Below are 14,268 nucleotides of genomic sequence, written 5' to 3'. Positions count from 1 at the left end.
CTAGGCCGCGCCAGCCGGAAGGCTGCCGCTACCGGCAGGAGCTGCAGAGGCCGAAGACGTCGAGGCGGTGGCCGTGCGGCAGGAAGCCCTCGGCGGTGGCCAGCTGGTCGATCGCACTCGTGATGCTGCCCTCGAGGTTCTCCGGCAGGGTGAAGTCCCGCACGCTTCCGCAGCTCACGCACAAGAAGTGGTGGTGGTGCTCGGTGAGGTCCTCCGCCAGCTCGAAGCGGGCGAACTCGTCGTGCGCGGCGATGCGGCGCACGAGACCGGCGTTCTCGAGGTCGACGAGGTTCCGGTAGGCGGAGCTGCGCGGCAGCTCGGGGAGGCGCGCCGCGATGTCACCGATGCTCACGGGATGGCCGACCGAGGAGAGGAGATCGATGATCGCCCGCCGCCCGCTCGTGTAGCGCTGGTCGACGCGGCGGAGCCGAGCGGCGACGACCGCGTGCAGCTCGTCGCTGCTGCGGTGGCCGGGCGAGGTGGTCCCGCGACCACCCGGGCTAGCGCTCGTCGGAGTGCTCCGCACCGGCTGGCGCGGTGAGGGACCGAGGGGCCGCCGGCGCGCGCCGTGCCGCGACGAGCGCCGCCGCAGCCTCGGGGGTCTCGGTCACCGGCACCCCCATAGATAAACACCTGCCGATCCTCGAGGAGACGTTCTCGAGCGGGCCGCGACTGCACCGCCCAGGCGAGCGCCGCGGCGGCCCGTCCGGTGAGACTTGTTATGAGACTCGGTCCCATTCTATGATCGCGGCGTGCCTCCCCGTTCCTGTCTCAGCGCCCGTCGCTCTGTCAAGCCCGCCGGTCGGACATCGCTGCTCGCCGTCGGTGCCGTCCTCGTCTCGATCCTCGGCGCCGGGGTGGCCAACGGTGCCGCGGCCTCCGCCCGGCCCGACAAGGCGGCGGCCCACTCGACGAGCGCCTTGGTCACCGCCGTCGGCGCGGAGAACGAGTACGCGAACGTGATGAGCCAGATCGGCGGGAAGTACGTGAGCGTCTCGTCGATCCTCAACAACCCGACCACCGACCCGCACACCTTCGAGTCGAGCCCGAGCGTCGCGAGGGAGGTGAGCGCCGCCGAGCTCGTCGTGCAGAACGGAGTTGGCTACGACACCTTCATGAGCAAGATCGAGTCGGCCTCGCCGAGCCCGAAGCGCAAGGTGATCGTCGTCCAGAGCTTGCTCGGGCTGCCGGACCGCACCGCCAACCCCCACCTCTGGTACGACCCGACGACGATGCCGAGGGTGGCGTTGGCGATCGCCGCGGCGCTCGCCTCGCTCGTCCCCTCCCGGGCCGGCTACTTCAGCGCGAACTTGAAGACCTTCGACAACGCGCTGAAGCCGGCCGAGAACGCGATCGCCAACTTCAAGGCGAAGTACTCGGGCACCGCTGCAGCGACCACCGAGCCGGTCGCGGACTACCTGCTCACGGCGATGGGAATCGACAACCTCACGCCCTTCGGGTTCCAGGCCGACATCATGAACGGGGTCGACCCCTCACCCCAGGACATCTCCCTCGAGACGAGCTTCTTCACCGCGCACAAGGTCAAGGTGTTCTGCTACAACGAGCAGGTCGTCGATGCGCTGACGACCTCGATCCGCGAGACCGCCGTGAAGTCCGGGATCCCCGTGGTCGGCGTCTACGAGACCATGCCGACGCCTGGCTATAAGTTCCAGACGTGGATGCTCGCCGAGGTGCAGGCGATTCAGAAGGCGGTCCTCCACAAGGCCTCCACCGAGCGGCTGTGAGCGGGCCTCCTGCCGGGGCCGCGGAGGCCGAGGTCCTCACCGTCGAGGCCGTCGACGTCCGTTTCTCGGGCCGCAAGATCCTCGACGCGGTCTCGTTCGCGCTGCGCGCCGGGGAGTTCACCGGGCTGATCGGCTCGAACGGCGCCGGCAAGACGACGCTGTTCCGGGTCATCCTCGGCCTCGAGCGACCGACGGCCGGACGGGTGTTCATCGGAGGCGAGCCGAGGAGCGGACGCAACCGGTCGATCGGCTACGTCCCGCAAAAGGCGCTGCTCGACCCCGACATCCCGTTGCGCGCCCGTGACCTCGTCGCGCTCGGGATCGACGGGCACCGCTTCGGGGTTCCGATCCGCTCCGCGAAGCGGGCCGCCCTCGTCGAGGAGATGCTGCAGGCAGTCGATGCGACGCATTTCGCGGACTCGCGCGTCGGCCAGCTCTCCGGCGGCGAGCAGCAGCGGGTGCTCATCGCGCACGCCCTCATCAGCCGACCGAAGCTGCTCCTCTTGGACGAGCCGCTCGCCAACCTCGACCTCCGCAGCGGTCAGGAGGTCATCGAGCTGCTGGCCCGCATCACGACCGAGCAGCGCGTCGCGGTCTTCCTCTCGGCGCACGAGATGAACCCGCTGCTGCCGGTGATGGACCGCATCGTCTACCTCGCCGGTGGGCGCGCCGCGAGCGGCACCGCCGAGGAGGTGATCCGCCCCGACGTCCTCGGTGCGCTCTACGGCCACCACGTCGACGTCCTGCACGTGCACGGCCGGGTCCTCGTCGTCGCCGGCCACGGAAGCGGCGACGAGGCGGTCCTCGCCGTGAGCCCCGATCTCGTCGTCGGCTGATCCCGGTGCACTTCGTCTTCCAGGTGGGCTTCTTCGCGAGCGAGCCCGTCCGCCTCGCCCTCGAGGTCGGTGCGCTGATCGCCGCGGTCTCGGCGCTCGTCGGGATCTTCACGGTGATGCGCGGCCAGTCCTTCGGAGGCCACGCCCTCACCGACGTCTCGACGGCGGGGGGGTCGGGGGCGCTGCTGATCGGGATGATCCCGCTCTTCGGATTCGTCGCCGGCGGCGTGCTCGGCGCGGGCGTCATGGAGGCGATCGGCGTGCGACGGGCGAGGGGGCGGGATCTCGCGACGGGAATCGTGCTCGGCGCGGCCACCGGCTTCGCGGCGCTGTTCCTCTACCTCGACACGACGACCGGCGCCACGACCGGCGCCTCGCAGCAGATCCTCTTCGGCTCGATCTTCGTCCTGCAGGCCTCCGCCACTCCCTTCGTCCTCCTCTTCGGGGGCGTCGCCCTCGGGCTGATCGCCTGCTGCTACCGGCCGTTGTTGTTGACCTCGGTGAGCGACGAGATCGCCCGCGCCCGCGGCGTGCCGGTGCGGGTGGTCGGAGTGCTCTACATGGTGGCGCTCGCGATCTCCGTCGGACTGTCGTCGCTCGTCGTCGGCACGATCCTCTCGACCGCACTCCTCGTCGGGCCGCCCGCCGTCGCGCTGCGGCTCACCAAGCAGGTGCGTTGGGCGATGGTGCTCGCCGTCCTGATCGGCGTCGGCGCGACCTGGCTCGGGATCCTCCTCGCCTACGACAGCTACTACTGGGGCTCGGCGCGCAACGGCTGGCCGGTGAGTTTCTTCATCGTCGCCATCGTCTTCGTCTCGTATCTCGCCTCGGGGCTGCCGAGGGCGCTCTCGGGCGCGAGGCGGCGGTCGGCTGTGGCCGGGTTGGCGAACGCCGCAGGCGGTGGCCCGCTCGATGACTGAGGCGTGCCGCGCCTCCCCGGGGGCGGTCTGATGTTCGCGGGGTTCATGCTCAACGCATGGGCCATCGCGACGGTCGTGGCGGTCGTCGGCGGCGTCGTGGGCTTCTTCGTCGTGTTGCGCGGCGCGGCCTTCGCCGCGCACGCGATCCCCAAGGGCGCCTTCGCGGGCGCGGCGGGAGCGAACCTCCTCGGGGTGAACACCCTCCTCGGCCTCGCGGTGTTCTCGCTGCTCGCCGCGCTCGGCATCGGGTCGCTCGGCCGCCGCGGGCGCCACGACGTCGTCACCGCCCTCGCCCTCGTGATGATGCTCGCCCTCGGGGCGCTCTTCCTCAGCAGGAGCACCGAGTACGAGCCGGAGATCTTCTCCCTCCTCTTCGGCGAGGTGCTGGGCGTGAGCGTGACCGAGATCCTGCCGGTCGCCGCCCTCGGTCTCGCGTGTCTCGCGGGGGTCGCGTTCTTGTACCGGCCGCTCGTCTACTCCTCGGTCGTTCCCGAGGTCGCCGAGGCCCGCGGGGTGCGCCGCCAGCGGGTGGAGATCGCCTTTCTCCTGGTGATCGCCCTCGCGACGGCGATGACGGTGCCCGTCGTCGGGGCGCTGTTGATCTTCAGCCTGATGATCGGGCCGCCGGCCGCAGCACGCTCCTTCACGGACCGGCCGCCGGTCGCGATCGCGCTCTCCGTCGTGCTCGCGCTCGTCACGGTGTGGGCCGCGATCGCGAGCTCGTACCTCACCAACTGGCCCGTCGGCTTCTTCGTCGGGTCCTTCAGCGCCTGCTGCTACGGCGCGGGCCGCGCCTGGGCGAGCTGGCGGCGTCGCGCCGTTGGCGACGCCGACCGCCGGCTCCTCGCGGCCTGAGGCAAGGCGGGCAGCGCGCCGCCCGTCCGGCGGGGGCGCGCTGCGCGATGCTCGGAGGCGCGCGAGAGGGTCGGGGCCTCGCGGCAACCGGGAGGAAGTCGGCACGTCGGGGGCAGACGTCGCTGGAGCTTCGCCTAACCTCGGGCGGGTCAGCTCGGGGAGACTTTTCGAGGGAGGAGCGCGGGTGGCGGGTTCACTGCTCGGCAACGCGGTGCGCCGCGTCGAGGACCCCGAGCTGCTCATCGGCGCGGCCCGCTACGTGGACGACCTGCCCGCCGAGGGCGCGCTCCACCTGGCCTTCGTGCGCAGCCCGCACGCCCACGCCTTGGTCCGCAGCGTCGACTGCAGCGAGGCGCGGCGCGCCGCGGGGGTGGTGGGTGCGTACTCGGCGGCCGACCTCCCGATCGGGCCCTTCTCCCCGAGCGTCGTGCAGCCGAAGATCCGCCGCACCGCCCTCGCCTCGGACAAGGTCCGCTACGCGGGCGAGGCCGTGGCGATGGTCGCCGCCGTGGACCGGGCGAGCGCCCTCGACGCCCTCGAGCTGATCGCCGTCGACTACGAGCCCCTCGCCGCCGTCACCCACCTCGACCGGGCGCTCCTCGCCGACGCCCCGCTGCTCTTCGACGAGCTCGGCAGCAACCTCGCCGGCGGTGAGCGCGACGCAGACGGCGCCGGGGCGCTCGAGGGTGCGGCCGTCGTCGTGCGCGCCCGCCTCGAGAACCAGCGCATGGCCGCCGCGCCGATGGAGCCGAACGCGATCCTCGTCTTCCCCGAGGGCGCCGGCGACGGCTTCGCACTCACCTTCTTCGTCGCCACGCAGATGCCGCATCGCCTGCGCGACGCCGCGGCGCGCATCTTCTCCCTCGACCCGGGCGAGGTCCGCGTCGTCGCGCCGCACGTCGGCGGGGGCTTCGGCGGCAAGACCGGCCTCGCCGCCGAGTACGTGGCGGCGATCGCCGCGGCCCGGCTCACCGGACGGCCCGTGAAGTGGATCGAGAGCCGTGAGGAGAACCTCGTCGGCATGAACGGCCGTAGCCAGGTGCAGTACGCGGAGATGGGCTTCGACGCCGACGGGGGGATCGTCGGCCTCCGCCTGCGGGTGATCGGCGACGCCGGCGCCTACGGCGGCTTCGGGGGCGTGCTCGTGATGGGGCCGACCCGCAACATGACCCAGGGCGTCTACCGGATCCCGCGCGTCGACGTCGACGCCGCGGCGGCGCTCACGAACACCTCGCCCGTCGGGGCCTTCCGCGGCGCCGGCCGCCCCGAGGCGGCGGCGATGGTCGAGCGGATGATGGACCTCGGCGCCGACGCCCTCGGGGTCGATCCCGTCGAGCTGCGCCGCCGCAACTTCATCGCCAAGGAGTCCTTCCCCTACGAGACGGTGACGGGGATGCTCTACGACGTCGGCGACTACGAGCGGCCGCTCGACGAGGCCCTCGCCCGCTCGGGCTACGCGCAGCTGCGCGCCGAGCAGGAGGAGCGTCGCCGGCGCGGCGACCGCCTGCAGCTCGGCATCGGCGTCGCGAGCTACGTCGAGATCACCGCCCCTGGTGGCGCCTCGGGTGGTGAGTACGGCGAGGTGGAGGTGCTCCCCGATGCCAGCGCGACGATCCGCGTCGGGACGACCGCGACCGGCCAGGGGCACGCCACCGCCTTCGGGATGATCGTCGCCGACCGTCTCGGGATCCCGCTCGCCGCGGTGCGCTTCATCCAGGCGGACACCGCCGAGGTCCCGCGGGGCGGGGGGACGGTCGGCTCCCGCTCGCTGCAGCTCGGGGGCGCGGCGGTGAGCGACGCCACCGACCTCGTCGTCACCCGCGGTCGCGAACTCGCCGCCGAGCTCCTCGAGGCCGATCCCGCCGACATCGTCGTGAGCGACGACGGCCAGGTCGGCATCGCCGGGGTGCCGGCGCGGGCGCTCGACTGGGGCGCCCTTGCCGCCGCCGCCCTCGAGCGCGGCGAGGCGCTGAAGGCGGTGGTCGACTTCACGGCGCCGGGGCCGACCTTCCCCTTCGGGACGCACGTCTCGGTGGTCGAGGTCGACACCGAGACCGGCAGCGTGCAGGTCCTCCGCCACATCGCGGTCGACGACGCGGGGCGGATCCTCAACCCCCTCCTCGTCGCCGGCCAGCAGCACGGCGGCCTTGCGCAGGGGATCGCCCAGGCGCTTTGGGAGCACATGGTCTATGACGAGCAGGGGGCGCCGCTCACCTCGAGCTTCGCCACCTACGGGATCCCCTCCGCCGCCGAGCTCTGCAGCTTCGAGGTGAGCAACACCGAGACCCCGACCCCGTACAACCCCCTTGGCGCGAAGGGCATCGGGGAGTCGGCGACGATCGGCTCGACGCCGGCGCTGCAGAACGCCGTCGTCGATGCGCTGAGCCCGCTCGGCGTGCGCCACATCGACCTCCCCCTGAGCCCCGAGCGGGTCTGGCGGGCGATCGGGGCGGCGCGCGCCGGCGACACCGACCCCTGGCGGGAGCCACCACCGGTCTTCGAGGCGCTCGCGCTGCGCGGCGGCGCCGGCGACGACGGTCACTAGGACAAGGGAGCACGATGCACCTCGAGCTGACGGTCAATGGGCAGGCGACGGCGGCGGAGGTCGAGCCGCGCACGCTGCTCGTCTTCTTCCTCCGCGAGCAGCTCGGGCTGACCGGGACCAAGATCGGCTGTGAGACGACGAGCTGCGGCGCCTGCACGGTGCTGCTCGACGGCGAGTCGGTGAAGTCCTGCACTGTCCTCGCCCTGCAGGCCGACGGGCGCCGGGTGACGACGATCGAGGGCATCGGCGAGCTCGAGGCGCTGCACCCCGTGCAGGAGGCCTTCCGCGAGCACCACGGCCTGCAGTGTGGCTACTGCACCCCGGGGATGGTGATGGCGACGGTCTCCCTCCTCGACGAGTACGACGAGCTCGACGAGCGGGCGGTGCGCGAACACCTCGAGGGCAACCTCTGCCGCTGCACCGGATACCACAACATCGTCGCCTCGGTGCTCGCAGCCGCCGCGGCGCGTAGCCCCCGGAGCGGGTCGTGATCCCCGCCACCTTCGAGTACGCCCGCCCCGAGGGCCTCGCCGAGGCGCTCGCCCTTCTCGCCGATCAGGGCGAGGAGGCCAAAGTCCTCGCGGGCGGCCACTCGCTGCTGCCGCTCATGAAGCTGCGCTTCGCGACCCCGCCGCTCCTCGTCGACATCGGCCGCCTCGGCGAGCTCGCCCACGTCACCGTCGGTGACGGGGAGGTGGTGATCGGCGCCCTCACCCGCCACCACGACCTCGCGCGCGACCCGCTGGTGGCCGAGCGCCTGCCGCTGCTCGCGCTCGCGGCGAGCCGCGTCGGCGACCCGCAGGTGCGTCACCGCGGGACGATCGGCGGCTCGGCCGCACACGGCGATCCCGCCTCTGACCTCCCGGCGGTGCTGCTCGCGCTCGGCGCCTCGTTCGTCCTCGCGAGCGCTCTCGGCGAGCGGGTCGTCCCCGCGGCGTCGTTCTTCGAGGGCTTCCTCGAGACCTCCCTCCGCCCCGACGAGCTGCTCACCGAGATCCACGTCCCCGACCAGATCAGCGGCTTCGGCTTCGAGAAGTTCACCCGCCGCGCCCAGGACTGGGCGATCGTCGGCGTCGCCGTCGGCGAGAGCGCAGCGGGGCTCGGGGTCGCGCTCGTGAACATGGGCCAGACGCCGCTCCGGGCCTCGGCCACCGAGGCGGCGCTCGCCGCGGGCGCCTCCGCCGAGGAGGCCGCCGCCCTCGCCGACGAGGGGACCTCGCCGATCTCGGACCTCAACGCGAGCGAGGAGTACCGGCGCCACCTCGCCCGCGTGCTCACCCGTCGGGCGCTCGAGGCCGCAGGGCGTTGAGCCCCTCCGAGGCGGCGCTCTCGACGCCGCCCCTCGTCCAGCACGGCCTCGAGTCGGTCGGCTACCTCGCCGACGAGGGCCTCGCGACGGTCGTCTTCCTGGCGATGCGCCTGCGCCGTCCGCTCTTTCTCGAGGGCGAGCCGGGTGCCGGCAAGACCGAGCTCGCCCGCGCCCTCGCCGCGCTCACGGGCGGCGAGCTCGTGCGACTGCAGTGCTACGAGGGGATCGACGTCTCACAGGCCGTCTACGAGTGGGACTACGCACGCCAGCTCCTCCACCTGCGTGCCGCCGAGGTGCTCCGTGGTGGCGAGGGCTCCGCGGGCGTCGAGGACGAGCTCTTCTCCGAGCGCTTCCTCGTGCGCCGGCCGCTCCTGCGGGCGCTCTCGGCGCCCCTCGGGAGCGCCCGCCCGGTGCTGCTGATCGACGAGATCGACCGCGCCGACGACGAGTTCGAGGCCTACCTCCTCGAACTGCTCGCCGACTACGCGGTGACCATCCCCGAGCTCGGGACGATCACCGCCGAGCAGCCGCCGATCGTCGTCCTCACCTCCAACCGGACCCGTGACGTGCACGACGCGCTGAAGCGTCGCTCGCTCTACCACTGGGTCGAGCACCCCGACTTCGAGCGCGAGCTGGCGATCCTCGCGCTGCGCGTCCCCGGGGCAGCGCCCACCCTCGCGCGCCAGGTCACCGCCGCGGTGCAGGAGCTGCGGGGCCTCTCGCTGTACAAGCCCCCCGGGGTCGCCGAGACGATCGACTGGGCCGAGGCGCTCACCGCCCTCGGCCGCGAGACGCTCGAGGAGGAGTCGCTCCGGGCGACGCTCGGGATCGTCCTCAAGTACCGGGAGGACCAGGAGCGCGCCGCCGGCCTCGCCGGCGAGCTCGTGGCGCGCGCCGCCATGCGGTGAGCGGCGTCGCCCCCCTCGAGGCCGGGGCGCTCTCGCCGACGGGGCGGATCGCCGTCGGCCTCACCGAGGTGCTGCGCGGCGCGGGTGTCGTGGTGCCGACCGGGGCGCTCGTCGAGTTCGCTAGCGCCCTCGAGCTGCTCGGCCTCGCCGACCTCACCGCCGTCTACCACGCGGGTCGGGCGACGCTGCTCACCTCGCCCGAGCAGCTCGCCCTCTACGACCGCTGCTTCTCCGCCTTCTTCACGACGACCACGCCGCCTTCGCCGGTCCATCCTCAGCAGCCCCTCCCCGAGCAGCGCCTCGCCGAGGCGGCCGCCGGCGAGCCGGCGGAGAACGAGGCGGCGGGGGAGGAGCGGAGGGGGAGCGCCCGCTACTCGCCGCGCGAGGTCCTCTCCCGGCGGGACTTCGCGACGTTGAGCGAGGAGGAACGCGCCGAGGCGTCGCGCCTCCTCGCCGAGCTGCGCCTGCGGCCGAACGATCGGAAGAGCCGCCGCCGCCGCACGGCGCGCCACCCGACCCGCCATCCCGACCTGCGGGCGGTGGTGCGCCGCAGCACGCGGCGTGGCGGGGAGCTGCGCATCGACCGCTACCTCGAGGCCGTGCCGCGCCCGCGCCGCCTCGTGCTGCTGCTCGACGTGAGCGGCTCGATGGAGGGCTACACCCGTGAGCTCCTGCGCTTCGCGCAGGTGGCGGTGCGCAGCCGCCCGGCGGTCGAGGTCTTCACCCTCGGGACGCGCCTCACGCGCCTCACCCGCGCCCTCGCCGCCGCCGACGCCGACCTCGCCCTCGGCGCGGCGGTCGCGGCGATCGCCGACCTCGCGGGGGGGACCCGCCTCGGGGAGGTCCTCGGCACCTTCAACCGCGACTTCGGCGTGCGCGGCCTCGCGCGCGGCGCCGACGTCGTGATCTGCTCGGACGGGATCGACCGCGGTGACCCCGCCCGCCTCGGGGAGGAGCTCGCCCGCCTGCGACGGGTCGCCCACCGGGTGATCTGGGTGAACCCGCTGAAGGCCTCGCCCGGGTACGCGCCGCTCGCGCGCGGCATGGCCGCCGCGCTGCCGCACATCGACGAGTTCCTCGAGGGCCATTCGGTGAACGCCTTCGCGGCGCTCGCCGCAGCGCTCGCGGCACGCCGCGCGGCGCCCCCTCCCGTGCCGGCCGGCAGCTAAACGGAGCGGAGGCTCCGCTCCGCTTGCTATCCTCGCGGCGTCAACAGTGGCCGTCCGACGAGGAGACCCCGTGAACGCCCCCGCCCGCCGTCCGAGCTACCGCGTCACCTTCGCGGTGGTGCTCGTCTCGGTCTCGACGTACTCGCTCTTGCAGTCGCTCGTCATCCCGGTGCTGCCGATCATCCAGCACGGCCTGCATACCTCGCAGGCCACGGTGACCTGGGTGCTCACCGTCTACCTGCTCTCCGCCTCGGTGGCGACGCCGATCCTCGGGCGGGTCGGCGACGCGATCGGCAAGAAGCCGATGTTCGTGCTCTCCCTCGCCGCCCTCGGGGTGGGCTCGCTGCTCGCCGCCCTCGCCTCGTCGATCGGGGTGATGATCGTCGCCCGCGCCGTGCAGGGCGTCGGCGGCGCGGTCCTCCCGCTCGCCTTCGGGATCATCCGCGAGGAGTTCCCCCGCGAGCGGGTCACCGTCGCGATCAGCATCACCGCCGCGCTGCTCGCGGTCGGCGGTGGCGCGGGCATCGTGCTCGCCGGGCCGGTGGTGGACGCGCTCGACTACCACTGGCTGTTCTGGATGCCGGCGATCGCGATCGGGCTGGCGACGATCGCCGCCTTCCTCGTCCTCCCCGACTCCGAGCAGCGCAACCCCGGACCGATCAGCGTGCTCGCCGCCGGGCTGCTCTCGGGCTGGCTCGTGACGCTCATCCTCGCGGTCTCCGAGGGGCAGGCCTGGGGGTGGAGCTCACCGGCGATCCTGCTGCTGGCGGTGGGCACCGTCGTCCTCGCGATCGCCTGGGCGCGCGTCGAGCGGCGGGCGGCGACACCGCTCATCGACCTCACGATGATGCGCCTCCCGGCGGTGTGGAGCACGAACCTCGTGGCCCTGCTCTTCGGGGCAGGCCTCTACGCGGCGATCGGCTTCCTCCCCGAGTTCCTGCAGACGCCGACCTCAAGCGGCTACGGCTTCGGCGCGAGCGTGACCGCCTCGGGGCTCTTCCTGCTGCCGATGACGGTGACGATGTTCTTCGCCGGGATCGCCTCCGGCCGCCTCTCGGTGCGCATCGGCGCGAAGCCCGTGCTGCTCGCCGGCTCGGCGGTGAGCATCGTCCCCTTCGCCCTCCTCACCTTCGCCCCGACGCACCGTGTCCTCGTCTACACCGCGACGGCCGTCCTCGGCATCGGCTTCGGCCTCGCCTTCTCCGCGATGTCGAGCATCGTCGTCGAGTCGGTACCCGCCGGGCAGGTCGGCGTGGCGAGCGGGATGAACACGAACATCCGCACGATCGGCGGCTCGATCGGCGCGGCCGCGATGGCGAGCATCGTGACCTCAGGCGTCGCCCCCGGTACCGTGCCGCGACTCTCGGGGTATACGCACGGCTTCGCCTTCCTCATGAGCGCGGCGGTTGTGGCCGCCGCGGCGGCGCTGCTCGTCCCGAGCCGGCGCGCCCTCGCCGCCGCGGCCGGGGCGCCCGAGGCCGGGGGCGAGGCGCCGCTCGTCGCCGGCAACGACCTCGCGGTGGCGGAGTAGCGGTGCGCACGAGCAACGCCGGCGAGGTCGGCGCCGCTCCGCTACGGCGGCGGGACGCGGAGGAGAACCACCGCCGGCTCCTCGACGCCGCCGCCGTGGTCTTCGCCCGTGACGGCCTCGACGGCTCGGTCGAGGAGGTCGCGCGCACCGCGAAGCTCGGGATGGGCACCCTCTACCGCCACTTCCCGACCAAGGCGGCGCTCGTCGAGGCGCTCGCCAACGACCTCTACGGCGAGCTGCTCGCCGCCGGGCGGGCCGCGCTCGACGAGAACGACGGGAGCGGCCTCGAGCGCCTGCTGCGCGCGATCGGCGCCGCGCTGGCCGCGAAGCGGGGGTGCATGGCGAGGCTGTGGGTCGGCGCGGTCCCCGAGGCCTTCGTCGCGCAGCTCGACGAGATCTGGGGCGAGCTGCTGGCGCGTGCCAAGGCCGCGGGCGTGGTGCGCGAGGAGTGCACCCTCACCGACCTGAGCGTCGTCTGCTGGGCGCTGCGGGGGGTGATCGAGACCGGTGGCGAGATCGCCCCCGCGGTCTGGCAGCGCCACCTCGACTTCGTCCTTGCCGGGCTGCGCCCCGGTGCGGCGCCCCTCAGCCACCCCGCGCTCCCCGCCAAACGGCGCCTCGAGATCCTCGCCAGCCACCCCGCGCGCGCGAGGTAGCGAGCGCCTACGCGGCCTGCGAACCGCCGAGGGCGTAGCGCGGCGGGGAGGCGGCTTCCTTCGGCCGCCGGAAGAGCCGTGCCGCGAGCACCCCGCCGGCGAGGCCGAAGAGGTGCGCCTGCCAGGAGATGCCGGGGCTGCCCGGCAGGGCGGCGGGGAGGACCGACCAGTAGAGGGCGCCGACGACGAGGCCGACGAGCAGGTCGGTGAGGCGGCGATCGAAGATGCCGCGGGCGACGAGGAAGCCGAAGTAGCCGAAGATCACGCCGCTCGCCCCGACGGTGCGGCTCCCCGAGGCGGCGGTGAGCCAGACGCCGAGGCCGCTCACCGCCACGATCACCGCCGTGATCGAGACGAAGCGGGCGAGTCCGGCAAGGGCGACAAAGAAGCCGGTGACAAGGAGCGGGAGGCTGTTGTCGAGCAGGTGCGTCCAGCTGGCGTGGATGAAGGGCGCCGTCACGACGTCCTCGAGCTTTCCGACGTTGCGCGGGACGATGCCGAAGCGGAGCAGCGGGTAGTGGCTCACGCTGTCGACGAGCTGCACCGCCCACAGGACCCCGAGGAACGCGGCCATCACCATGGCGGCGCCCGCGGCCCTTGCGGGGACGTCGTTCGGCTGGCGGGGGAGAGGTTGCTCGGGTTGCTCGGCCATGGTGACCTCCGCGCGAGGGACGACGACCACGCTACGACCTGCTGGCGTGCCGAGGTCGTCACACGCCGCGTGCGCGGGGGCGACGCCGGAGGGATCCGCCTCTCACCCGGCGGTGACCGCGCTCGGCGCGTTCATCTCTTCGCGGCACGTGACCAGGCTGGCGAACGCGGGGTCGCCGGGGTCGCCGGGGTCGGGGCCGTTTCGCAGCATCACCGTGCCGTGCGGGAAGGTGACCCGCTACGTGGCGGGGACGACGTGATGCTCGGCGCACAGGTAGCTCGGTGGATACGGACCGTCCCGGTGCTCGGCGGAGAGCTGGAGCTCGCCGATGACCTCCCCGGCCGCCGGCGCCCCGGTGGCGGGGAGGCGAGCGGCCTCAGGGGAGAGGACCAGCGCTCGCGCGACGCGATAGCCGAGGCTGTCGGTGACGGGTCTGTCCGCCGCGTTGACGCCTTTGACCTCGATCGGACCCTGGAGCAGGCACGAGGTCGACGAGGTGTCACGGATGACGATCGTGGCGGAGTCGCTTCCTGCACCCGCGCCGTCCCCGCGGTAGTCGAGCGCCAGCTGGCTCGTGTGACACGTCGGCGCGCGGCGCGTCGACATCACGACGTCGATCTCTGCGCCGATCGCACCCGCACCGGGCGGCGGGTACTGCAGCAGCACCACACCGGAGGCACCTCGGTGTCGATCTCCTCCTCACCGAAGTTGACCGAGAACCCGGCGTGCTCGGCGTTGCGTTCGGCGGCGCCGACAGGCTGGGCGTAGAGGTCGGGTGCCCGTCGGCCCGGCAGGGCATAGCTGCCGGCGGTGGCCGTGAGGTAGGCGGCGAGGGCCTTGTCGAGCAGCCGTGCATGACCCGCGAGGAGCACGAGCGCCTCGGGGCAACCCGCGGAGACCGCCACGACGCCCGCCGAAGCGTTCGGGTAGGCGAACTCCATCAGCACATCGACGTCGTGGTTGGTGCACGAACGGGGCGGGTTGCGCACCGTCGGGGAGGTGACGATGAGGTCGGCGAGGGCGCTCGCCGGCCAGCCGCCAAGGAGGACACCGCCGCTGGGCCGCCTCCTCGAGGGGTGCCCATCGCTGTAAAGGCAGAGGCGCACGGCGTCGGGGTCCGCGGCCAACGAGCCCGAGGACCT

15 protein-coding genes are annotated in these 14,268 nt (G+C 73.2%); 11 read left to right on the top strand and 4 right to left on the bottom strand.

What is annotated here, in order from left to right; all coding sequences use genetic code 11:
* Window positions 1–28: 28 nt before the first annotated feature.
* Complete coding sequence (locus tag VNF07_03040; protein ID HVB05209.1) at window positions 29–526, bottom strand: Fur family transcriptional regulator; 498 nt, start codon at window positions 524–526, stop codon at window positions 29–31.
* Window positions 527–752: 226 nt separating this feature from the next.
* On the opposite strand from VNF07_03040, the gene VNF07_03035 reads away from it, so the two are divergent.
* The 11 genes from VNF07_03035 to VNF07_02985 all read left to right on the top strand — a co-directional run bounded on the left by VNF07_03035 (window position 753) and on the right by VNF07_02985 (window position 12,474).
* Window positions 753–1,745 carry a zinc ABC transporter substrate-binding protein gene (locus VNF07_03035; GenBank protein HVB05208.1) on the top strand — a complete coding sequence of 331 codons (993 nt, stop codon included), beginning with the start codon at window positions 753–755 and terminating at the stop codon, window positions 1,743–1,745.
* Window positions 1,742–2,581, top strand: coding sequence for a metal ABC transporter ATP-binding protein (locus VNF07_03030; protein ID HVB05207.1), 840 nt, complete (start codon window positions 1,742–1,744; stop codon window positions 2,579–2,581). The genes VNF07_03035 and VNF07_03030 overlap by 4 nt, the downstream gene beginning before the upstream one ends.
* Before the next feature lie 5 nt (window positions 2,582–2,586).
* On the top strand, window positions 2,587–3,501 hold the full coding sequence (locus VNF07_03025) for a metal ABC transporter permease (GenBank protein HVB05206.1): 915 nt from the start codon (window positions 2,587–2,589) through the stop codon (window positions 3,499–3,501).
* A 45-nt stretch (window positions 3,502–3,546) separates the two neighbouring features.
* Window positions 3,547–4,356, top strand: a complete 810-nt coding sequence (locus VNF07_03020) for a metal ABC transporter permease (protein ID HVB05205.1) — start codon at window positions 3,547–3,549, stop codon at window positions 4,354–4,356.
* Between the two features lie 184 nt (window positions 4,357–4,540).
* Window positions 4,541–6,901, top strand: a complete 2,361-nt coding sequence (locus VNF07_03015; protein ID HVB05204.1) for a xanthine dehydrogenase family protein molybdopterin-binding subunit — start codon at window positions 4,541–4,543, stop codon at window positions 6,899–6,901.
* Window positions 6,902–6,915: 14 nt separating this feature from the next.
* A complete protein-coding gene (locus VNF07_03010; protein HVB05203.1) occupies window positions 6,916–7,392 on the top strand; it encodes a (2Fe-2S)-binding protein in 477 nt (158 codons plus the stop codon).
* A complete protein-coding gene (locus VNF07_03005) occupies window positions 7,389–8,210 on the top strand; it encodes a xanthine dehydrogenase family protein subunit M (protein ID HVB05202.1) in 822 nt (273 codons plus the stop codon). The genes VNF07_03010 and VNF07_03005 overlap by 4 nt, the downstream gene beginning before the upstream one ends.
* The gene (locus tag VNF07_03000) at window positions 8,207–9,118 is read left to right on the top strand and encodes a MoxR family ATPase (GenBank protein HVB05201.1); all 912 of its coding nucleotides are present in this window, start codon (window positions 8,207–8,209) and stop codon (window positions 9,116–9,118) included. The genes VNF07_03005 and VNF07_03000 overlap by 4 nt, the downstream gene beginning before the upstream one ends.
* Window positions 9,115–10,287 (top strand): VWA domain-containing protein, encoded by a 1,173-nt coding sequence (locus VNF07_02995; GenBank protein HVB05200.1) that lies wholly within the window; start codon window positions 9,115–9,117, stop codon window positions 10,285–10,287. Before VNF07_03000 ends, VNF07_02995 begins: the two co-directional genes overlap by 4 nt.
* A 70-nt stretch (window positions 10,288–10,357) precedes the next feature.
* Window positions 10,358–11,818, top strand: coding sequence for an MFS transporter (locus tag VNF07_02990; GenBank protein HVB05199.1), 1,461 nt, complete (start codon window positions 10,358–10,360; stop codon window positions 11,816–11,818).
* Between the two features lie 2 nt (window positions 11,819–11,820).
* Window positions 11,821–12,474 (top strand): helix-turn-helix domain-containing protein, encoded by a 654-nt coding sequence (locus tag VNF07_02985; protein HVB05198.1) that lies wholly within the window; start codon window positions 11,821–11,823, stop codon window positions 12,472–12,474.
* A gap of 7 nt (window positions 12,475–12,481) precedes the next feature.
* On the opposite strand, the gene VNF07_02980 is transcribed toward VNF07_02985, so the two are convergent.
* The 3 genes from VNF07_02980 to VNF07_02970 form a co-directional block, all read right to left on the bottom strand.
* Entirely contained in the window at window positions 12,482–13,126 is a 645-nt protein-coding gene (locus tag VNF07_02980; GenBank protein ID HVB05197.1) for a rhomboid family intramembrane serine protease, read from the bottom strand.
* A gap of 237 nt (window positions 13,127–13,363) precedes the next feature.
* On the bottom strand, window positions 13,364–13,732 hold the full coding sequence (locus tag VNF07_02975; protein HVB05196.1) for a hypothetical protein: 369 nt from the start codon (window positions 13,730–13,732) through the stop codon (window positions 13,364–13,366).
* Complete coding sequence (locus VNF07_02970; GenBank protein ID HVB05195.1) at window positions 13,732–14,253, bottom strand: hypothetical protein; 522 nt, start codon at window positions 14,251–14,253, stop codon at window positions 13,732–13,734. Before VNF07_02970 ends, VNF07_02975 begins: the two co-directional genes overlap by 1 nt.
* Window positions 14,254–14,268: the final 15 nt, after the last annotated feature.

The organism is Acidimicrobiales bacterium (genome assembly GCA_035533595.1).
Classification (GTDB): domain Bacteria; phylum Actinomycetota; class Acidimicrobiia; order Acidimicrobiales; family Bog-793; genus DATLTN01.
Note: the sequence above shows the minus strand (reverse complement) of the source record. Positions and strands in the feature narration are given on the sequence as shown.